Annotated in this window: 16 protein-coding genes and 1 other RNA gene; 11 read left to right on the top strand and 6 right to left on the bottom strand. The window is 36.6% G+C overall.

The genetic code is table 11. The features are described 5' to 3' along the window. Window positions 1-106 precede the first annotated feature (106 nt). The 3 genes from C8N28_RS02995 to C8N28_RS02985 all read left to right on the top strand — a co-directional run bounded on the left by C8N28_RS02995 (window position 107) and on the right by C8N28_RS02985 (window position 2,578). Window positions 107-529 carry a hypothetical protein gene (locus tag C8N28_RS02995; protein WP_246012726.1) on the top strand — a complete coding sequence of 141 codons (423 nt, stop codon included), beginning with the start codon at window positions 107-109 and terminating at the stop codon, window positions 527-529. 148 nt (window positions 530-677) lie between these two features. Next, window positions 678-1,550: an SDR family NAD(P)-dependent oxidoreductase gene (locus C8N28_RS02990; RefSeq protein ID WP_132221389.1), complete on the top strand. Its 873-nt coding sequence runs from the start codon at window positions 678-680 to the stop codon at window positions 1,548-1,550. A gap of 107 nt (window positions 1,551-1,657) precedes the next feature. After that, a complete protein-coding gene (locus C8N28_RS02985) occupies window positions 1,658-2,578 on the top strand; it encodes a helix-turn-helix domain-containing protein (protein ID WP_132221387.1) in 921 nt (306 codons plus the stop codon). A 17-nt stretch (window positions 2,579-2,595) separates the two neighbouring features. Here C8N28_RS02985 and C8N28_RS02980 read toward each other — a convergent pair whose 3' ends face one another. Further along, window positions 2,596-3,642: an NADP-dependent oxidoreductase gene (locus C8N28_RS02980; RefSeq protein WP_221410179.1), complete on the bottom strand. Its 1,047-nt coding sequence runs from the start codon at window positions 3,640-3,642 to the stop codon at window positions 2,596-2,598. Window positions 3,643-3,915: 273 nt separating this feature from the next. On the opposite strand from C8N28_RS02980, the gene C8N28_RS02975 reads away from it, so the two are divergent. The 3 genes from C8N28_RS02975 to C8N28_RS02965 all read left to right on the top strand — a co-directional run bounded on the left by C8N28_RS02975 (window position 3,916) and on the right by C8N28_RS02965 (window position 6,082). Next, window positions 3,916-4,164: a winged helix-turn-helix transcriptional regulator gene (locus C8N28_RS02975; protein ID WP_246012724.1), complete on the top strand. Its 249-nt coding sequence runs from the start codon at window positions 3,916-3,918 to the stop codon at window positions 4,162-4,164. A gap of 50 nt (window positions 4,165-4,214) precedes the next feature. Continuing rightward, window positions 4,215-4,796: a Crp/Fnr family transcriptional regulator gene (locus tag C8N28_RS02970; RefSeq protein WP_246012722.1), complete on the top strand. Its 582-nt coding sequence runs from the start codon at window positions 4,215-4,217 to the stop codon at window positions 4,794-4,796. Between the two features lie 116 nt (window positions 4,797-4,912). Further along, window positions 4,913-6,082, top strand: coding sequence for a calcium:proton antiporter (locus tag C8N28_RS02965; RefSeq protein ID WP_132221383.1), 1,170 nt, complete (start codon window positions 4,913-4,915; stop codon window positions 6,080-6,082). A 75-nt stretch (window positions 6,083-6,157) separates the two neighbouring features. Here C8N28_RS02965 and ssrA read toward each other — a convergent pair. From ssrA to C8N28_RS02950, 3 genes are all read right to left on the bottom strand, one after another. Beyond that, window positions 6,158-6,524, bottom strand: a transfer-messenger RNA (tmRNA) gene (ssrA, locus tag C8N28_RS02960). An 81-nt stretch (window positions 6,525-6,605) separates the two neighbouring features. After that, a complete protein-coding gene (locus tag C8N28_RS02955) occupies window positions 6,606-8,756 on the bottom strand; it encodes a S46 family peptidase (protein ID WP_132221381.1) in 2,151 nt (716 codons plus the stop codon). A 100-nt stretch (window positions 8,757-8,856) separates the two neighbouring features. After that, window positions 8,857-10,080, bottom strand: a complete 1,224-nt coding sequence (locus C8N28_RS02950; RefSeq protein WP_132221379.1) for an MFS transporter — start codon at window positions 10,078-10,080, stop codon at window positions 8,857-8,859. 83 nt (window positions 10,081-10,163) lie between these two features. Between C8N28_RS02950 and C8N28_RS02945 the strand changes: the two genes are divergently transcribed. The 5 genes from C8N28_RS02945 to mutS all read left to right on the top strand — a co-directional run bounded on the left by C8N28_RS02945 (window position 10,164) and on the right by mutS (window position 19,970). Next, window positions 10,164-11,531: a dipeptidase gene (locus C8N28_RS02945; RefSeq protein WP_132221377.1), complete on the top strand. Its 1,368-nt coding sequence runs from the start codon at window positions 10,164-10,166 to the stop codon at window positions 11,529-11,531. 125 nt (window positions 11,532-11,656) lie between these two features. Then, entirely contained in the window at window positions 11,657-13,630 is a 1,974-nt protein-coding gene (locus tag C8N28_RS02940; RefSeq protein ID WP_132221375.1) for a polysaccharide biosynthesis protein, read from the top strand. A 99-nt stretch (window positions 13,631-13,729) separates the two neighbouring features. After that, window positions 13,730-15,874 carry a cation:proton antiporter gene (locus C8N28_RS02935; protein ID WP_132221373.1) on the top strand — a complete coding sequence of 715 codons (2,145 nt, stop codon included), beginning with the start codon at window positions 13,730-13,732 and terminating at the stop codon, window positions 15,872-15,874. A 68-nt stretch (window positions 15,875-15,942) separates the two neighbouring features. Further along, window positions 15,943-17,307: a sigma-54-dependent transcriptional regulator gene (locus C8N28_RS02930; protein ID WP_132221371.1), complete on the top strand. Its 1,365-nt coding sequence runs from the start codon at window positions 15,943-15,945 to the stop codon at window positions 17,305-17,307. 53 nt (window positions 17,308-17,360) lie between these two features. Beyond that, on the top strand, window positions 17,361-19,970 hold the full coding sequence (gene mutS / locus C8N28_RS02925; RefSeq protein ID WP_132221369.1) for a DNA mismatch repair protein MutS: 2,610 nt from the start codon (window positions 17,361-17,363) through the stop codon (window positions 19,968-19,970). Here the strand turns inward: mutS and C8N28_RS02920 are convergent. Together C8N28_RS02920 and pncB are read right to left on the bottom strand one after the other, a co-directional pair. Continuing rightward, window positions 19,960-20,667 (bottom strand): class I SAM-dependent methyltransferase, encoded by a 708-nt coding sequence (locus tag C8N28_RS02920; protein WP_132221367.1) that lies wholly within the window; start codon window positions 20,665-20,667, stop codon window positions 19,960-19,962. The two genes, mutS and C8N28_RS02920, sit on opposite strands and share 11 nt — an antisense overlap. Next, entirely contained in the window at window positions 20,667-21,845 is a 1,179-nt protein-coding gene (gene pncB, locus C8N28_RS02915) for a nicotinate phosphoribosyltransferase (protein ID WP_132221365.1), read from the bottom strand. The genes C8N28_RS02920 and pncB overlap by 1 nt, the downstream gene beginning before the upstream one ends. Window positions 21,846-21,928 lie beyond the last annotated feature (83 nt).

Raw genomic sequence — 21,928 nt, 5'->3', positions numbered from 1 at the left:
GGAGCTTTATTGTATAAGCTATGTTTGTTAGAGATTCTGCAAATTAATAAGATCAAACTTTAAATGTAAAGCATAAAGGAATGAGATAAAAGTTTAAATTTGCAGTATGAATATCATAAGTAAAATAAAATATATCGGTATTGTTGTATTAGCATCGGTACTTTTTAATGCTTGTAATTTAGGCAATAATGAAAACGAAGTAGTTGCACAGCAGGCAACAAGTGCTCCTCAAATAGGAGATCGTGTTCCAAATAACCTGGTTTGTATGGTTAATAACGCCTATATGGGCGTTCCGCAATTGGAGGTGTCTTTTGAAGGAAAAACATATTTTGGTTGTTGTGAAATGTGTCAGGAACGCATACCCAAAGAGAAAGAAGTTCGTACTGCGATAGATTTATATAGCTTAAAAGCAGTAGATAAAGCCGATGCATACATTGTTCTAGTTGGAGATCATGGGGAAGTGGCATATTTCGAAAACGAGAAAAACTATAAAGATCTTATTGCGAAAAGTAATCTTAATAAGCAATAAGTACCAGTTTATAATTCCCTTTACCAATTTTGTAAGCTTAATATGAGTATTTGTATTCTTATTTAGATTACAAAAAGTCTCATTTAGGCTACAAACCTTAATTAGCAGCTGTTGATCTTTGTTGTGTTATTAATTTAAATATAAAATTATGTCACATCAAAATGAAACTTCAGGTGCTGTTTCCCTATCAACTCCTGATATATCTAGTAAAATTTGGTTTATTACAGGTGCTTCTCGTGGTTTTGGCCACGTTTGGACTGAAGCCGCCCTTAAACGTGGCGATAAAGTTGCTGCTACAGCACGTAAACTGGAAAGTATTGCTGATCTAAAGGAAAAATACGGTGAAAATGTGCTTACGTTGGAACTCGACGTAACAAAACCAGAACAAGTAAAGAAAGCTGTAGCGCAGGCTCATGCTCATTTCGGCAGGCTTGATATTGTTTTTAACAATGCCGGGTATTCCCTTGTTGGTACGATTGAAGAAGCCAGCGCAGATGAAATTCGTCTACTTTATGAAACAAATGTTATTGGTGCAGTATCTGTTATTCAGGCCGCTTTGCCACTGCTTCGGAAACAGGGAGGGGGTCATATATTGGGTACCTCAAGCAACCTTGGTCATGTAACGATGCCCGTGATAGGTTATTATTGTTCTTCAAAATGGGCATTTGAGGCTATTCACGAAAGCCTTGCCGCAGAAGTTAAAGATTTCGGAATCAAGGTAACCATCGTTGAGCCAGGTGCATATGCTACAGAGTTTGGTAGCCAGGAGTCTTTGAAGTTTGCGACAAGCCTTGATATCTATACCGATCTTAAAGATCGCTTTGTAGAGAGCTTAAAAACTATGGAAAGGGGTGATCCGAATGCCACGCCAGAAGCCATCTTTAAGGTTGTTGACGCGGAAAATCCGCCGTTAAGATTCTTTTTGGGAAGCCATTGTTTACCATTGGTACGCGCCGAATATGCAGAGCGACTGGCCATTTGGGAAGCTTGGGAGGATGTTTCTAACTCGGCTCAGGGTTAACCAAGATAGAAGAGTACAGAAATAAGACAATTATTTGATAAAATAATAATAATGATAACCGATATTTATCATTGTATCGGTTATCATTATTATTTAGGTTTTAGGATATGAAAAAGGAAGAAAACAGCCCTCAGAAAATTGCATCTCTTTCTGATGCACATCAGTTTTTTGATTTACCTAAACCAAAGCATCCGCTCGTTAGCCTGCTTAACGGGCGTGATATGCAGGCTGAACTTTGTAAGCTTCCCCAACACCATGTACTTGGTTTTTACAAAATATCTTACAAACCAAAACTTAGTGGCCAATTAAAGTATGGCCAGAGTTATTATGATTTTGATGATGGTGGTTTATTGTTCATTTCTCCGGGCCAGGTTATTGGCAACAATGATAACGATGCCGGCGTATGTTCCGAATATACTTTACTTATTCATCCGGATTTTTTTTTAGGTTATCCCTTATCAAAAAACATAAAGCAATATGGCTTCTTCTCTTATTCAACCAATGAAGCACTGCATCTTTCGGAAGATGAAAAAGCAACGATCATTGAGATTTTTAAAATGATCGAGAATGAGTTGCGAAGCCGGATTGATGACTTTAGCCAGGATGTGGTTATTTCTCAAATAGAACTATTGCTGAATTATGCTAATCTTTTTTATAAACGTCAGTTCGTTACGCGTAAAGCAGTGAACAATGACCTATTGCAAAAGCTGGAAGAAATTTTAGATAGCTATTTTTCGGGTGAAAGCCCTCTAAATCAAGGAACACCCACAGTTCAATATCTTTCGGAAAAGCTTAATATGTCGCCTAGTTACTTGAGTGATATGCTGCGTTCTCTCACCGGACAAAATGCACAGCAGCATATACACGATAAGCTTATCGAGAAAGCGAAAGAAAAACTATCTACAACCAACTTGTCAGTAAGCGAGATCGCCTATGAGCTGGGCTTTGAGTATTCGCAATCTTTTAGTAAGTTATTCAAAACAAAAACTAACCTGTCGCCATTAGAATTCAAACGATCTTTTAATTAAATGATATAACTTCATTTTTAGGTGACAGCGAGGACGATTTTGCCCTGAATGTGTCCAAGAGCAGCTCTTTCGTGTGCCTTACGGGTATCGGAAAGTGGAAATATACTGTCGATGGCTACACGAATTGTTCCATCATCGAGCAAGCGACTGAGTTCTGCAAGTTGGGCGCCGTTCGAACGTACCTGAGTTGCCGAGACTGTGACACCTAATTTATCAGCTTCCTCGGAGCTGGAAAAACCTAAAGGAAAAATTGGAAACAAAGCGCCACCACGTTTGAGCGTGCGCAAGAAACGACCGGTTGTTGGACCACCAACTGAGTCAATGACGAGATCGATATCATGTACGACATCTTCGACAGAAGTTTTGTTGTAGTCGATGAATTCATCGGCACCAAGTTCGTATAAGAACGCTTCCTGTTTACCAGACGCCACTGCGATCACTCGTGCACCTTTCCATTTTGCAAGTTGTACTGCGAAGTGTCCAACGCCACCTGCTGCACCATTAATGAGTACCGTTTTGCCTTCGAGGGGTACCGGCTTATGCATGTTCGGCTGAAGAGGGTTTGGTACGTTATGACCTACTTCTATCATAAATTGCCAAGCGGTGAGCAACGACATCGGTACTGCGGCAGCATGAACGTGATCGATGCCAGCCGGCTTTAGCGAAATTTCAGATACTGGCACATTAATGTACTCTGCATAGGCCTGACTAGGACCGTAGCTGGGAAAGCGAACCATAGAATACACTTCATCGCCAACAGAGAAGTCCTTAACATCATCGGCGATCGTCTCGATGACGCCTGAAATGTCTGTCCCCAGAATTATGGGGAACGGCACCTTTGGTTGCCACTCAGGGGGCAACATTTTATATCCGTCGCGCAAATACCAGTCGGGAGGATTAAGACCGACCGCATGAACACGAATGCACACCTCGCCTGGTTTCAGTTCTGGAATTGGTGCATCTTCGTAATACAGCACTTCAGGGCCACCGAATTTGTGTTGCCGAATTGCTTTCATCACAGGTGTGCTTTCAATCTTATCTGTTTTATTCTCAAATATTTCCATTGTATTGTGCTTTTATGTATAAAATTTAATTCACCCTCAGTTGACGTCTGAGATTATTTAATAAGCTGCAATATTAAATCTTCTGTTTACTTTTGACAAGTATGTACTTATTTGTATGTTACATACTAAAAAGTATCTATTGTTGATTATCAGCACTTTATAATAGTATAAAAATGAAAAATAAATCAAATTCCTGAATGCATACAAAATTGCGGGGTTGATTATGCTTTCAGACGCATAGGCGGAAAATATAAAGCGCGTATTTTATGGCATTTGAGTATACAAGGGGTATTGCGTTATGGCGAATTGCGAAGGACTTTGCCCGATATTACAACAAAAATGCTTACCCAAACTTTAAGGGATCTGGAAGAAGATCAATTGATAGTCCGAAAAATGTATCATGAAGTGCCACCAAAAGTAGAATATTCTTTGAGCGATACAGGGTTGGAATTAATTCCATTTATAGAGCATCTGAACGATTGGGGTAAGAAGCAATTAGCGAATGAATTAGTGACTGATTAATTTTATTGAGAAAGGCTGTTTACGAAGAAATTTCTATATTCGATACTTTAATGATTAGACTCTACATCGCAGTGACAATTGAAAGAATACTTGATCAGATATATGTATTGCCGGAAGCTTCGAAAACATTGATGCTTAGCTATATTACTGCAGATTCTTTCCAGAAAGGTCACATTCTTTTAAAGGCTGATCGTGTTGAGAAAGCTGTATACTTCATCAAGAAAGGTATTGTACGAGCATTTGCACCTCAAGCAGAACAAGACGTGACATTTTGGTTCGGCGAAGAAGGGGAAACTATTCTTTCGATGAAAAGTTATGTAGCGAATGAGAAAGGCTACGAAAATGTGGAACTACTGGAAGACTGTGAACTTTTTGAGCTGAAAATTGATATGCTACACAAACTATACAATCAGGATATCCATATTGCCAATTGGGGACGAAGACTTGCTGAAAAAGAACTGCTTAAAATTGAAAACAGGGTAGTGTCTACCGAACTTCTTTCAGCCAAAAAACGTTATGACAGTTTGCTCGAAAATTCGCCTGGCCTTATACAGCGCGTACCTTTGAAATATATCGCATCTTATCTTAGCATTACTCAAGTGAGCCTAAGCCGGATAAGAAAGGAAAAATAGGTTCGAGGTAAGATCATTATTTAACATAGGATAAATTTTGCAAAATTAATTCTCCATAATTTTGCTTTCACTTAGCAGTGAGTATAAAGAATTAATGTGATGGTAAATAATAATATATGAACGACTTGAATATTATAAAGATCCTTTCGGCAAAAACGTGGTTACGGTTGGCGACAGCGTGGCTGATCGTGTTATTGTTCATGATATTTGGTCATTCCTTATTGGGTTCAGGTATGTCTGTTGCGGTCGCGGTTGTCGCATTTATTGTTTTGCTGTCAACAATTATCTTATCAGCTTTTGGCGTGGTAAACGAAGCCGATGAATTGGCGCATAAACTTGGTGAACCTTATGGTACTCTTATTCTTACTTTATCTATCGTTTCTATTGAAGTAATACTAATTGCTGCTGTAATGCTAGGCCCGGGTGAAAATCCGACTATCGGTAAAGATTCAATTTTTTCCGTTATGATGATTATCATGAATCTCGTTGTAGGGTTATGTATTTTACTGGGTGGCTTAAAATATGGTGAACAGGAGTATAATGCTCAAGGAACGATGTCTTATCTTGGCATGATTATCATGTTGGGTGGGCTCGGCATGTTGCTTCCTAACTTTATTGTGGGTGCGGGAAATGGAATGTTTACTAACACTCAAGCCACTATACTGTCTGCTCTGATTATTTTTCTTTATGGGTGCTTTCTATTCTTTCAAATGAAAGGATACAGGCACCTGTATGTTCAGCCTAAATTGGGCTCGATGGGAATTCCTTTTAAGGAAAGAGATTTACAAAGCGTTGGTAACACAGCATTAGGCGAAGCGAGTGTGGTAAACCGAAGTGAAATGTGGATACGGTCATTGGTGTTGCTCTTTATGATTTTGCCAATCGTTTTATTGTCTCATAATATGGCAGTTGTAGTTGATTTTGGAATCAAAGCAGCCAAGCTTCCGACCTTATTGGGTGGGGTGTTGATTGCTATTATTGTTTTTACACCAGAATCTATGACGGCCGTTAAGGCTGCACTCAATAACGAGTTTCAACGAGCAATTAACCTTTGTCACGGAGCCTTCGTTTCTACGGTAGGGCTCACGGTTCCATGTGTGCTGATTATTGGTATGCTAACCGGTAAAGTTGTGATATTTGGGCTTACCTCCAGCGAGATGATCCTCTTTGTTATTACCTTATTATTGAGCGTAATGACTTTTCTTGGCAAAAGGACAACACCTATTGTTGGTATTATGCACCTGGTATTATTTGCAGTTTTTATAATGCTGATTTTTAACCCATAAACTTTTCTGAAGTTTAATCTATTCTGCATCCTTTAGATTAAAAAAAACAAGGCTTGGTGTTCAACCAAGCCTTGTTTGTGGAGTCGGAGGGATTCGAACCCTCGTCCAAACATGGTACTGTATATGCTTTCTACATGCTTAGCTTCCATTAAATTTTCGAGATCTGGAAGGTTGGTTGCTTACCTATACCAAATCCTTATCTGTTTTATCTCGTCACTTCATCACAGCGTTGAAGCAACCAGTTCCATAGTTCGATGCCCGTGTGTCTAGGCTACAGAACAAAACCCAGACTGGACAAAAGCTAAACTAATTCTAAATTAGGCAGCTAAGGCGTAGTTATTTTCGCCATTTAAAAAGTTGAAAGTTCAGATTAAAGCGCTAGACTAACAACGCGCTGCATGCTTACATAACCGTCTCCATCCTGTCAATTCCGGTCGACCCCATATAATGTACAAATATACGAAAAAATCCGGTCACAAATTTATGTAACCGGATTGGAGATTTTAATTACTTGAGTTATTTATTAATCTTTAACTAGGGTAAATTCATCGATAATATGGCTTGCACCAGCAAATTTGTCGATCAGGAATAATACATAACGGATATCAACACTAATGGTTCGTTGAAGCTCAGGGTCGAAAATAACGTCGCCTGCCATAGCTTCAATGTTTCCATCAAACGCAAGGCCTAATAATTCACCTTTTCCATTTAATACAGGTGAGCCAGAATTTCCTCCGGTGATATCATTATCTGATAAGAAATTTACGGGCATATAGCCGTTTTTATCAGCATATTGTCCGAAGTCCTTAGCCTCATATAAATCGATTAGCTTTTGCGGTAAATCGAACTCCGGATCATTAGGTTTGTATTTAGCGATGGTCCCTTTTAATGTCGTATAGTTATTGATTGTAGCATCGTTCCTTGGATCTGCAGGTAAAGCGCGGATCTTTCCGTAAGATAAACGAAGTGTACTATTTGCATCCGGATAGTATTTTACTTTTGGATTTGCTTCACGCATACCTTGAACCATTAAACGGAAAGCGCGATTAAAGTCAGCTTGTTTTGTTTTCATGGTATCTGACTCATAGCGATAACGTGCTATGATATCATTGGATAGTTTGAAAAGTAAATCGTTGGATAAAACTTCAAGGTTGGGGTTATTAATGAAAGCGATTAGCTTTTCCTGATTTGCAAATATACTTGTTTCAAATGCTTTGTTGATGTATGGGGTGACATCGCCGTTATTTTCTTTTGCTATTTCAGCAACATACGGAGCGATTAAGTCTTTACCTCCTTTTTCAACATATAAATTAAGAAGAGCAATTAACAGTTCTTTCTCTACAGGCATGGATAAATTTTCGTAAGAAGAATTAGCCTGATTAATTAGTTGAGGTAAGAGCTCTGCTTTTTTAGCATCGTTTTGTTGAAGATAGAAGTTAATTGCATTACCTAGTGTATAAGGTAGTGGTGCTAAAGAACTGCTACGAAGAATACCGCCTGAAATATAATTATCATGTCGGGCTTCTTCATTTGTCAATGCATAATATTCATTAATGGTAGCCATTACAGAACCGTACTTGTCGCGATTCTTAGATTTGTTGGCCCATTTATTGAATTTCTTTTCGGATGCTGCTTTTGTTTTAGCAGTTTGATGTTGGGTTAATGCATCAATCATACCTTGACGATTTTTCCAATAGTTAGCAACACCTGCATATTTTGATGCGTATTTTAAACGGATAGCCTGATCCTGATCCATGTATTTCTTCATCACATCCATGCCTGTTTTTGAGGCTTCAACCCATGCCGGATAAGCGAAGTTTACATTTTGCGAAATTCCAGCCGAAGGCATCCAACGATTTGTACGACCCGGGTAACCAAGGATCATAGCAAAATCTCCTTCTTTGAATCCATTTAGACTGATAGAAAGATGATATTTTGGTACTAGTGGCACATTGTTTTGAGAGTATTCTGCAGGGTTACCATCTTTATCTGCGTATACGCGGAATAAAGAAAAATCGCCGGTGTGGCGAGGCCATTCCCAATTGTCGGTGTCTCCCCCAAATTTGCCAATATTATCGGGCGGAGTTCCAACTAAGCGAACATCTGTATAGTCTTGATAAACGAAGTAATAAAACTCGTTGCCTTCATAAAATGATTTTACTGATACAGTGTATTTACCACCTTCGTTATTCTCTTTTTCTATAAGAGCAATTTCTCTGTTGATAGTAGCTTCACGTTCAGCTTCAGTCATAGTATCATTTAACTTACTTAAGATACGTTTTGAAACATCGTCCATACGTACAAAAAATCTTACAGATAACGACTTTGGCTTTAATTCATCGGCTTTAGTTTGTGCCCAGAAACCATTTGTTAAATGATCATTTTCTGGAGTTGATAGTTCTGCAATTGCTCCATAACCACAATGGTGATTGGTCATTACTAAGCCTGTATTGGATACTATTTCTGCTGTACAACCTCCTCCAAATTGAACAATGGCATCTTTTAAGCTGGAATTATTAATACTATAGATTTCTTCAGCGGTTAACTGTAAGCCCATCTTCTGCATATCTCGCTCATTTAATCGCTCGATATTCATTAAAAACCACATACCTTCATCGGCTTTAACCGAGAAAGTTGTTGCAGCTAATAAAATAAATAAAAGAAACTTTTTCATTTTGATGTATTTAAATATTTGATCTAGGCGGCAAAGTTGCATTAATTTAATAAAGTGACAAAAAGATAATTGTTTAAATGAGGTAAAATATCTTTTAGGATTATTTGAAGGGAGTGTTAAACTTATTTCTGATTAAATAAAATCCGATAGTACTGATAAATGCTAAAACAGCTGTTGACAACCATAATATATCAAATCCGAAAGCTGATACAATCTGTGTTCCAATAGATGGAGATAGTATATGTGCTGCTGAAAAGGCTAATCCGTTTAATCCCATATAGGCGCCCTGGTTACTTATGTGAGCACGTTTTAAAGTGACTGTTGAAGTGAAGGGGAAAACGAATATTTCGGAAACACTGAGAATAAACATAGATAAGAAAAGAATCCAGACGCCTGCACTATTTATTAGTAAGAGGAATGATATACTTAGCAAAGCTGCACCCAGAGTGATGGTTTGAAAGGAAGTAAGTTTTTTTTCAGCAATATGTACCAAAAACATCTCTAAAAGAAAAACCACTAGTCCATTGAAAGCAAGTATGATACCGACAGCGCTATCTTCTAATATATATTCTTGTTTATAATATAAAGGTAATGTGCTTAGTAGTTGAAAAAAACAGATACTATAAAAGGTACATAAAATATTGAAGATAATAAACGCCTTGTCTTTGTATGGAGACTTGGCAAGAGGCAGTATTTGAATTCTTTGACTATTATTTTGTTTTATAAGCTTCTGATTTCCTTCTCGTCTTCTGAAGTAAATATAAAAAACAAAGCCTGCCAACGCAGCGCTAATCCCATTGCCATAGAAAAGCCAATTATAAGAAAAGGCAGCAAGAAGTCCCCCAACAGCAGGACCAATTGAAAAGCCTAAGTTTAAGGCCATCCGGTTTAAGGATAAGGCACGTGTTAAATTTTGTGGCTTAGCGTAATAGGCTATTGAAACCGAATTAGCTGGTCTGAAGGTTTCTGCAATTAAACTTAGAATGAAAATACCAATGCTTAGTAGAAGAGGTGTCTTTAGAGCAGGAAGAAGAAAAAATAATGGAACAGTTAAACAAAGACTTAATAGTTGAATTTTAAAATGACCATTAATATCAGTAAGCCTCCCTCCAATATAAGATCCTGAAATTGCTCCTAGTCCGAAAAAGCTTAAAACTATCCCTGTTTCTTTTAATGAAAAATGAAGATGCTCTGTCATGTATAAACCCAGGAATGGTATTACCATTGCACCCATTCTGTTTATAAGCATAACTAAGGATAGCATCCAGGCAGGCTGAGATAATCCTCGGTAGGCGTTGAGATAAATCTGAAAGTGGTTCTTCATTTATATATTTACAAACTTAGGTGTTTTTGGGTTTCTATCCATTCTCAAATCAAATTATTAACTTTGATGACAAATTATTCGTTATGCAAAACATCAAAAATTATATTGAACAAAATAAACAACGTTTTTTAGATGAGTTGTTTGAACTCCTTCGATTTCCTTCAATAAGTGCTGACCCAAAATATAAAGAGGATGTTGCAAGAACGGCGACTTTTGTTGCTGATAAATTGCGTGCTGCAGGTGCTGATAAGGTTGAGGTTTGTCCGACTGCAGGTCACCCGATTGTTTATGGGGAAAAGATAGTAGATCCAAATAAACCAACTGTCTTAGTTTACGGACATTATGATGTTCAACCTCCCGATCCTTTAGAGCTTTGGAAGACTCCTCCTTTTGAACCAACTGTGCGTGATGGAAAAATATATGCAAGAGGTGCCTGTGATGATAAAGGTCAATTCTATATGCATGTGAAGGCATTTGAATTGATGCTTCAAACAGATGGCTTACCTTGTAATATTAAATTTATGATTGAAGGAGAAGAGGAAGTAGGATCAGACAATTTAGGAGTTTTTGTTAGCGAAAATAAGGAACGATTAAAGGCAGATGTTGTTTTAATTTCAGATACCTCTATGATTAGTTTGGAAAACCCTTCTCTGGAAACAGGTTTACGAGGTTTATCATATGTTGAGGTTGAAGTTCAGGGGCCAAACCGTGATTTGCATTCAGGCGTTTATGGAGGTGCTGTGGCTAATCCTGCTATTATCCTGGCAAAAATGATTGCCTCTCTGCATGATGAAAACAATCATATTACAATCCCTGGATTTTATGATGATGTTGTAACTTTATCAGAAGAAGAGCGCGAGGCGCTTAATAAAGCTCCTTTTGATATTGAGGAATATAAAGAAGATTTGGGGATTGAAAATGTTTGGGGAGAAAAAGGCTATACTACCTTGGAGCGTACAGGTATACGACCAACGTTAGAGGTGAATGGTATTTGGGGTGGATATACCGGTGAGGGTGCAAAAACTGTTCTGCCTGCTAAAGCAAGTGCTAAAATATCGATGCGTTTGGTTCCTAATCAGAATTCAAATAAAATAACTGAAATTTTTAAGAATCATTTTAAACGTATCGCTCCAGATACTGTTACTGTGAGTGTAAAGCCACATCATGGGGGAGAACCTGTTGTAACTCCTACCGATAGTGTAGCGTATCGTGCAGCTTCAAAAGCGATTGAGAAATCTTTTGGAAAGGCTCCGATTCCAACAAGGGGTGGAGGGAGTATTCCGATTGTAGCACTGTTTGAGCAAGAATTAGGCATTAAGACTGTACTTATGGGCTTTGGTTTAGATAGCGATAATTTGCACTCACCAAATGAGAAGTATGATATTGCAAATTACCTGAAGGGTATCGAGACCATTCCTTTGTTTCATAAATATTTTAATGAATTAAGCTGATAGTTGGATTATTTTGTGAAACTTTATAAAGAATTTATTGTTGCGTTTTAATATAAACAATCGTTTTCATGGTACACTTATTGCTTTAAGGTAACATGAAATAAAAACAGGCTTAATATAAAAATGTGAGAAAATTTTTACTTCAAGGACGGACTCTCCCACGATGGGTAATATTTATTGTTGATTTAATAATTATTAGCTGGTCTTTTTCCTTTTCGTACTTTATTGTTGAGCGGTTTGAGTTCAATGATATGGTAAGAGGTCATTATCTTATTTATATTTCTCTTTTCTGCTTAATAGCATCTCCTGTAATCTACTTCTTAAGACTTCACACAGGTCTTTTACGTTATTCTAATACGCAGGATATGTTGCGTATTTTTGTTGCCGTATTAACTTTCAGCATTGTTTTTTTAGTTGCTTCCTTTTTATTTGTGCAGCCGATTTTACATATTCAGTTATTGAATTTGTTCAGTATATTGATCATTAATTTCTTCATTACTTCCTCATTATTAATTATGTTGAGGATTTTTGCAAAAGCAGCTTTTTATGTAATGATCAGACGCTATGGGAATAAAGAAAGAATTAATGTACTAATTTATGGTTCAGATAAAAATGCTGTTTTAGTTAAACAGGCATTGGAGAGTAATTCAGATGCAAACTATGTAGTAGAAGGTTTTATTGATGTTGACCGGACTAGACTAAATAGTTATATGGAGCAAAAGAAGGTCTATCATTTTAAGGAGCTTACTGTCTTAAATGCAAAGAAAAATATTGATCAGATTATTGTTATCAACGAGCTATTAGGAGAACGAGATAAAAAGGTTGTAATTGAGCGTGCTCTAAGGTTAGGTATTAAAGTAATAACAGTTCCTCCAGCAGGAACCTGGCTTTCTGGTAAATTGGATAGAAAGCAAATGCAGAAGTTACGCATTGAAGATCTTTTGCAAAGGAAGCCTATTCGAATAGATCAAACAAGGGTGAGTAACGATTTGACAGGGAAAAGAGTATTGGTTACTGGAGCTGCAGGATCGATCGGGTCAGAAATTGTTCGACAAGTATTAAAATATAATCCAGCTGTTCTTATTTTATGTGATCAGGCTGAATCTCCTCTTCATGAAATGCAATTGGAGTTGGAAGATAAGTTTCCAGACGCTTCTATAAAAATTAAGATCGCTGATGTTAGAAGCTATAGTCGGATGCATAAATTGTTTAATGATTTACGTCCCCAAGTAGTTTATCATGCTGCAGCCTACAAACATGTTCCTTTAATGGAACATAACCCTTTTGAGGCTATAAAATCGAATGTGCAAGGAACTAAGAATGTTGCAGATTTAGCTGTGAAATTCGGAACAGATAAATTTGTTATGATATCTACTGATAAAGCAGTTAATCCTACTAATATTATGGGTGCTTCGAAGCGCCTGGCAGAAATCTATATACAAGCTTTGAATGATGGTCAGTATTCATTGAAACACAAGGGTGGGGTGAATGGAAACGGCATGTATGTATCAAAAGATGTTAAGACCCGTTTTATTACAACCAGGTTTGGAAATGTATTAGGGTCAAACGGATCTGTTTTACCTCGTTTTAAGAGTCAGATAGAAAAGAGAGGTCCTTTAACTGTTACTCATCCCGAGATCACCCGATATTTTATGACTATTTATGAAGCTGTTCAATTAGTTTTGGAAGCAGGGACAATGGGAGAAGGTGGAGAAATATTTGTCTTCGACATGGGTAAACCTATCAAGATTGTTGATTTAGCTAGAAAGATGATTCAACTTGCTGGTTTGCAGGAAGGTGTAGATATTGATATAGTGTTTTCTGGTTTACGCCCTGGAGAAAAACTGTATGAAGAGCTATTAAGTGCCTCTGAACATACTTTACCAACTCATCATGAAAAAATAAGCATTGCACGAGTTGTGAGCTATCCATTTGATGAAACAAAAAGGAATATTGATGAACTATTGGCAATAAATGAACAACAGATCAATAAAGCTGTAGTTCGTAAAATGAAACAAATTGTACCAGAATTCATAAGCAAAAACTCTCCATATGAGCTATTAGACGCTGAATTGGAAGAAAAGCACATAGTTACTTAGCTGAGACTTGATGTATTTTTTTATATTTGAGGTCGCGTATTGCAGTAATATTGCATACATGATTAATCAGTATTAAAACAAATACAAGAAAAGCTGTCTATGGATAAAGGATTTATCGAACATATAAAACATGCATTTGAGACGCCTTTTACCAGTTCGGTTCTCATATTTGCACTTATATTATTTATAATACTTCTCTCCCCAATTCTTTTAAGAAAAATCAGAATCCCGGGGATAATCGGACTCATTCTTTCGGGAGTTCTCATAGGTCCTCATGCATTAAATATTCTTGAACGTAATTCTGCAGTTGATTTGTTTTCTACTATTGGCTTGCTTTATATTATGTTTATAGCAGGTCTGGAACTCGATTTAAATGAATTCCGAAAGACAAGGCATAAAAGTGGAACCTTTGGTTTTTATACATTTATTATTCCTGCACTTATTGGCTATCCGGTTTGTTATTATATTCTGGGTTACGATATCAGTGCAAGCATAATGATTTCAAGTATGTTTGCTACGCATACCTTAGTTTCATATCCTGTAGTTAATAGTTATGGAATTACTAAAAACGAGGCGGTAGCTATAACTGTAGGCGGTACGATTTTAACAGATACCGCAGTTTTAATTGCTCTAGCTGTTATTATCGGTTCGTCACAAGGTCAGTTAGATCAGCAGTTTTGGCTAAGGCTGTGTTTGTCCTTTGCTGTCTTTCTATTAATCATGTTTGGAGTTATTCCCCGAATAGCAAAATGGTTTTTTCAAAAAGTTGAAGGGGAAAGGACTTCACATTACATATTCGTTTTGTTTGTTGTCTTCTTCGCCGCATTTTTAGCTGAGGTATGTAGCCTGGAACCCATTATCGGTGCTTTTATGGCTGGGTTAGCACTGAATAAATTGATTCCTCATTCTTCGGCATTGATGAACCGTATTGAATTCATTGGAAACTCGTTATTTATCCCATTTTTCTTAATCAGTGTGGGTATGGTAGTTGATATAAATGTAGTTTTTAACGGCCCTGCTACATTATATGTTGCCGGTGCCTTAACGATTACTGCATTGGCGGGAAAATATATAGCAGCATGGTTAACCCGTGTTACTTTTAATTATACGAATGCGCAACAGCAATTAATTTTTGGTTTAAGCAGTGCTCACGCAGCAGCTACCCTGGCTGTAATAATGGTGGGTTATCAGTATGAAATAATTGATGAAAATGTTTTAAATGGAACCATTGTAGTAATTTTAGTTACTTGTGTTGTTGCAACATTGGTTACTGAAGGGGCTTCAAAAAAAGTAGTATTAGCAGGGAGTCAGGATGAAATAATAGAGGAGCCGAATCAACTTGCAGATGAGCATATTTTAATACCGATTGCGAATTTAAATAATATGGAGCCCCTGCTGGATATGGCAACTTTGATTCGTAATAAAAAGTCACCTCATCAACCTACTATTTTATCTGTTGTTCCAAATAATGAAATGGCAGAGGCTAATTTGAAGACTGCTCGTAAAAATTTAGATTCCATTGTAAAGTATGCTTCAGGTAGTGAGACAGAAGTAAATATAATGGCTACCATTGATTATAATATTGCTGGAGGGATCAGTCGTGCCTCTCGTGAAATCTTGGCAACCTGTATTTTAATCGGATGGCCTAGTAAAGCAAGTATTATTGAAAAACTTGTTGGTGAAAAGACGGAAAGTATATTGAATTTGACAGATGTAAGTTTATTTATGTGCCGTTTGGAAAAACCATTTGTAAGTCAGAAACGTATTATACTATTAGTACCACCAATGGCAGAAGCAGAGAAAGGTTTTCATTATTGGCTGAATAAAGTTTCCAGATTGACTCAAGAGCTGAGTTTGCCATTGTTGTGTGTTTGTAATAGTCGTTCTCAATCTGCTATCGATCAATATTTGTTGAAAAGTAAAACAAGTATTAATTTTCAGTTTGAGTTGTATAAAGAGTGGGATTCTTTACAAGGTTTGAGTGAATATGTAAAACCAGATGATTTTGTTGTATTTGTGTCTGCTCGCGTAGGAGATGTCTCATATGATCATGATTTTGATGGTGTTCCACGAAGAGTAGGTAAAGTTTATGAGAATAATAATCTTATGCTGGTTTTTCCAAGTAGGCGAAAAAAGAGTATGATAGTTGATTTAACGGATATACATCAGATATCGTATTCTCCTAGCCGGGAAACGGTGGGGTATTTGGGTAGAAAGTTTGGCGATATATTGAAAAAGGAGTAAAGATATAGCTGGGGTATATCATTACCTGGTTTTATATCGTTTTATAAAATTGAGAAAACAAACTATATATGATCAATGTGCTGTTAGTAGAGGATGATACTACCTTTTCTGCTATTATTGAAAGTTTTTTAAAAAAGAACGGATATCAGGTCGACCCTTATTTTTCTATTAGTAATAGCATAAATGCTATTAAAAAGAATAAGTATGATTTGGTTTTGCTGGATTATCGTTTAGGTGACGGTAATGGGTTAGAGGTGCTGGATTTTATCCAACACCATGGACTTGTTGTTCCAGTTATAATAATGACAGGCTTCAGTGACGTTCGCACTGCTGTTAGAGCTATGCGGAAAGGGGTTTATGATTACATTACAAAGCCTGTGAACCAGGATGAGTTACTGATGATCTTAAAAGAAGCATTAACGAATTCTACTGAAAAGCCAAACATAGTTTCAAAATTAAAACTAAAGGAAGAAGATAATTCAGATGAGAAAGAGTATGTTAAAGGCAAGAGCAAAATAGCTAATAAACTTCAGGAATATATTGATTTGGTAGCTCCTACAGATATGACTGTTTTGATACGAGGAGAAAGTGGGACAGGGAAGGAATATGTAGCAAAATCTATTCATGAGAAAAGTAAAAGAGCCGGTAAACCTTTTGTATCCATTGATTGCGGAACCTTATCTAAGGAATTAGCCGGGAGCGAACTATTTGGTCATATTAAAGGGTCATTTACAGGTGCTGTAGTTGATAAAAGGGGACAGTTTGAAGAGGCTTCGGGTGGAACCCTGTTTTTAGATGAAATAGGAAATTTAAGTTATGAGGTTCAGGTAAAGCTTCTTCGGGCATTGCAAGAGCGTATAATTCAGCCAATAGGTGCCAATAAACAGATTAAAGTAGATGTGCGTGTAATTGCTGCTACTAACGATGATTTATTGGGAAGTTCTGCTGGTGGTGATTTTCGAGAAGATTTATATCATCGAATTAATGAATTTGAAATCCACGTCCCTCCTCTGCGTGAGCGTGGTAACGATTTGAATTTGTTTGTTGATTTCTTTATGAAAAAAGCAAATGAAGAATTAGAAAGAGATGTAAAACAATTAGATGAGGAAGTAATTGCTGTTTTTGAAAGCTATGAATGGCCCGGCAATTTAAGAGAATTGAAAAACGTTGTTAAGCGGATGGTCCTTTTGACGCAAGGGGATACTGTTCAGGTTTCTGCATTGCCGGAAGATATGGTTCAATCGTTAAAGAATAACATAAATTCTTATGATATCTCTGGAGATGATCTAAAGTCAAAGAGTGAAGCTCATGAAAGACAACTGATTATAGAAGTTTTACAGAAGGTGAAGTATAATAAGAGTAAGGCTGCCCAATTATTGAATATTGACCGCAAGACTTTATATAATAAGTTAGATAAATATCAAATCTCTTAGATTTTCCAATCTAGGGATCTTCTTTTATCTTTACTCCGTTTAATACTATAATATTGGCTAAAATAGAGAAAAAGGAAACGCCTTTGATGCAGCAGTATAATCGCATTAAGGTTAAATATCCAGGAACATTATTATTATTTAGAGTTGGTGATTTTTATGAAACCTTTGGTGAAGATGCTGTTAAGGCATCAGATGTTTTAGGGATTGTTCTTACAAAGAGGGGAGCTGGTTCAACTTCAGAGGTAGCTTTGGCGGGTTTTCCTCATCATTCACTTGAAACATATTTGCCAAAATTAGTACGCTCAGGACTTCGTGTAGCAATTTGTGATCAGTTAGAAGATCCAAAAACTACGAAGACCATCGTAAAACGAGGTGTGACGCAGTTAGTAACTCCGGGTGTTTCTTACAACGACAATATAATTCAACAAAAATCTAATAATTACTTAGCCTCTGTTTATATTGAAAAGAACTCAGTTGGATGTTCATTTTTGGATATTTCAACAGGTGAATTTTTGGTAGCTCAAGGTAAGATAGAGTACATTGATAAGCTTTTACAGAGTTACAAGCCTAATGAGATTATTTTAAGTAAAAAAAATCATAAAGAATTTATTGAGAATTTTGGAGATCGCTTTTATATTTATTCTTTAGATGAATGGCCTTATACCGGCGATTATGCAAAAGAGCTTTTACTGAAGCACTTTGAGGTAAGTACGCTGAAAGGTTTTGGTGTTGAAAGATTAGGTCTGGCAATAGTAGCTGCCGGGGTTTCATTACATTATTTAAATGAGACGGAACATCATAATCTTCAACATATATCGACTCTTTCAAGAGTAGAAGAAGATCACTTTATGTGGTTGGACCGTTTTACGATTCGGAACTTAGAACTGATAGATTCTCATAACGATAATGCAATTACTTTATTAAATGTACTTGATCATACTTCCTCTCCAATGGGAGCTCGTTTATTGAGGAAATGGATCGTAATGCCTTTGAAGGATCAAAAACCAATTAATGCCCGCTTAGATGTTGTTGAGTTTTTGTTGAATAATCCCGAATTGCAACAAGATTTACTGAATGAAATTAAACAAATAGGAGATTTAGAGCGTTTGATCAGTAAGATTGGTTTACAGCGAGCGAATCCACGAGAAGTTGTACAATTAAAAAGATCGTTACACGCAATTGCAGAGATTAAACAGATCATATCGCATGTTGATTCAAAGGCCCTACAGGTAATTGCAGAACAATTAAACGGCTGTAAACATTTAACAGAGCAGATTGAAGCTGAATTACAAGCTGAACCTCCGGTTTTAATAGCTAAGGGTAATGTTATTGCAAATGGAGTGAATGAAGAGTTAGACCATTTGCGAAAGATTGCTTTTGGAGGAAAAGACTTTTTACTGGAAATTCAGAAGAGAGAGGCTTTGAATACAGGGATTCCTTCTTTGAAGATTTCGTTCAATAATGTTTTTGGTTATTACCTTGAAGTAACGAACTCTCATAAAGATAAGGTTCCGGAAACCTGGCAAAGGAAACAAACCTTGGTAAATGCTGAGCGTTATATTACTGCTGAATTAAAAGAATATGAAGAGCAGATATTAGGTGCGGAAGAAAAGATATATGTTCTTGAAAGCCGGATTTATGCTGAATTGCTAAGTTCTTTGCTAGAATATATTAAGCCGGTTCAATTGAATGCTCAGTTGATTGCTCAATTAGATGTATTATTAAACTTTGCTTTAATTGCTAAAAACAATCATTATACAAGGCCTGAAATTAATATAGATACAGTTATTGATATTAAGGGAGGCAGGCACCCGGTTATTGAAAAAAATCTACCTCTAGGAACAGAATATATTACAAATGATGTTTTTTTAGATAGTGAGACGCAGCAGATTATTATTATTACCGGTCCAAATATGGCTGGAAAGTCGGCCTTATTAAGACAGACAGGACTTATCGTTTTGATGGCACAGATGGGGAGTTTTGTTCCTGCTAAGTCAGCAAAACTTGGTCTTGTGGACAAGATATTTACTCGGGTTGGTGCCTCTGATAATGTATCAAGCGGTGAATCGACTTTCATGGTTGAAATGAGTGAGACTGCAAGTATTTTAAATAACATCTCAGAACGGAGTTTAATATTGCTTGATGAAATTGGAAGAGGTACCAGTACATATGATGGTATTTCTATTGCCTGGGCGATCGCTGAATATTTACATCAATATCCGGCGGCTAAAGCAAAAACTCTTTTTGCCACGCATTATCATGAGCTGAATGAATTAACAAATAGCTTTGACAGAGTTAAGAATTACAATATATCGGTTAAGGAAGTAAGTAATAAGGTCATCTTTTTACGAAAGTTAGTTCCTGGCGGCAGTGAACACAGCTTTGGGATTCATGTTGCTAAAATGGCCGGAATGCCTTCAGCAATTATTCACCGTTCAAATGAAATTTTAAAACGTTTAGAACAAGAAAGGACAGGAGGGGAGAATATTAAGGATAGTTTGAAAAAGGTTCAAAAGCAAGCTTATCAATTGCAGATGTTTTCTATTGATGATCCTGTTTTAGTGAAAATAAGGGATGTTCTGAATAATTTAGATGTCAATACCCTAACGCCAATTGAAGCACTAATGAAATTAGATGAGATTCAACGTGTGCTTAAAAGCTAGATTTTAATTCCATACGTACAAGATATTGGTAGTGATCATCTTCATCAAGGATTTGAACTACCCAACCATTTTCGTTACCGACTTTAATTAATTCTTGTTGATCGATATATATCCAACCGAATGGTTTACCCATTCTTCCTTTATATTCGTATTGAAATTTAATCTCTCCATAATAATGATTTGGCTTTTGAATGCCTTCATCGTAATAGTAAGAGATATCAGAAGAGTCAAATAATAATTGTCCGCCAGGGTTTAATAATGTTTTGCAGTGATTGAAGAGTCGTTTTAGTCCATCAATTGATTCTGCAAGACCAATGCCATTCATTAAAAACAGAAGGGTATCATATTTGCCTTGATTATAAGAAAATATATCTTCTTTAATAACTGATCTGATACCTCGAAGTTTCATGATTTTACAGGCGTTGGCGGATACTTCTAATGCCGTTACATCCATACCTCGTTCTTGTAGATAAAGTGCATGGCTGCCTGCTCCAGCACCAATATCCAGTACTTTTCCATCGCAAAGCGCCAGGGCAATTAGTTCCTGATCTGGAAATTCACTTTCATCTCTAAAAAAGAGATCGATGGGCATAAACTCCGTTTCTGATTGATTCGTATGAAGGATCAATTCATTTTCAATTTTATTTGTATTGTAATAATCGAGAAGGGCTTCCCCGTATACATCAGGATATTGCATTAATCTTTAATTTCTAAAATTCTTTTGGATAATTTGATCATTTCTTCATCTCCTGTGTATTTATTTTTTTCGTCGGAGAGCTTAATTACTGGTGTCCAATGAGCCTCTTCTGGCAAAGTATCTGTCATTTTGAGAACAATATTCATTGGCTTTAACCCTACGTCGTTTGTGAAATTGGTTCCAATGCCAAAAGAGATTCTTATTTTTCCTTTGCAGTAATTGGAAATCCTTTCCACTTTCTCATAATTTAAACCGTCAGAAAATATAATCGTTTTCGTTGTTGGGTCAATGCCATAGTGCTTGTAGTGGTCTATGGTCATATCTGCAAATTCTAACGGATCGCCACTGTCATGCCGTACACCATCAAAAAGCTTGGTGAATTTCTTGTCAAACTGTGAAAAGAATACTTTACTTGTATAGGTGTCAGATAATGCAATACCGAGATCGCCACGATAAACATTAGACCAGTTTTCAAGGCCTAAAGAATTCGCCATTTTAAAACCATATTTTGCTGCATGAAACATAAACCATTCATGGGCATGAGTACCGATAGGTTTAATACGGTTTTTCATAGCTAAATGTACATTGCTAGTTCCTATAAAACAGTCTGAACCGAAATCTTTTAGAGCTTTAATAGTAAGGTCATGAACTTTGTAAGAATGCCGGCGACGAGTGCCAAAATCAGCGATCGTTATATTTAACTTTTTGTATTTGTTTATTTTCTCTTTTGCAATGAAGCTAACTTCTTCATCACTTATGCGTTCTTGTTTGGTGATCTTATAATAAAGTTCACAGATGAGACTCATAATTGGAACTTCCCACATAATTGTACGATACCAATAGCCGGCTATTTTAACAGAAAGATCATTTCCTGTTTGAGTAACCTCAACTTCTGAAGAATCATAGCGATACCCCTGAAGAAAATCAAGGTAGGTGGGATCAAGATAGGGGCATGTTTTTCTTAAATATTCTTTTTCATCTTTTGTGAGCTTCAATTGCTCCATTTTGTCTATTTCCTCTTTTAGTATTTCTGCAAATCCCGGAGGAAAAGGATGCTGCCCTCGATTGATAAACTTATATTTTGCTTGAGCATTCGGAAATAATTTTATCACTGCATGTTGCATCGTGAATTTATAGAAATCATTATCCAAAATTGAATATAAATGGATATCTGTCATAAGGAGTATCTATTAAATGATAGGTATGCTAATATGCGGTTTTTTAAACAAATCTAAAAGATAATTACGTTGATAGATTTTTT

It is taken from the genome of Albibacterium bauzanense (genome assembly GCF_004339765.1).
In the GTDB taxonomy this organism is placed as follows: Bacteria; Bacteroidota; Bacteroidia; order Sphingobacteriales; family Sphingobacteriaceae; genus Albibacterium; species Albibacterium bauzanense.
The sequence above is the reverse complement of the archived record's forward strand: the minus strand, read 5'-3'. Positions and strand labels throughout refer to the sequence as shown.